Annotated in this window: 1 pseudogene; it reads left to right on the plus strand. The window is 65.0% G+C overall.

Annotated elements, in window-relative coordinates:
* Window positions 1-224: pseudogene (locus tag EN852_RS40150) on the plus strand (hypothetical protein); the annotation flags it as partial.
* Between the last annotated feature and the right edge of the window lie 59 nt (window positions 225-283).

Below are 283 nucleotides of genomic sequence, written 5' to 3' on the forward strand. Positions count from 1 at the left end.
GCTGGGAGCTGGTCACGCAACGGCTTGCCGAACTGCTGCAGATGCAGGCGCGGCTCGCCGGCATTGCCGCTCCGGAGGCCGAACCGCCGCCGGTGATGATCCACCGGCTCGAGCGCAACCCCTACGGCGTCGGCTTGCATTCGCTTGGCGGCAGGCTTGGTTTTGTCATTCCGCTCGCCCTGCTGGCAGCGTTCGCGCTCGGCTATATCGTCGGCACGCTATAGAACGTCGCCTTCGGCCATGGCTTCGATCGTCGGCCGCATCATCCCTTCTCAAAACTGAG

The organism is Mesorhizobium sp. M2E.F.Ca.ET.209.01.1.1 (assembly GCF_004010375.2).
GTDB lineage: Bacteria > Pseudomonadota > Alphaproteobacteria > Rhizobiales > Rhizobiaceae > Mesorhizobium.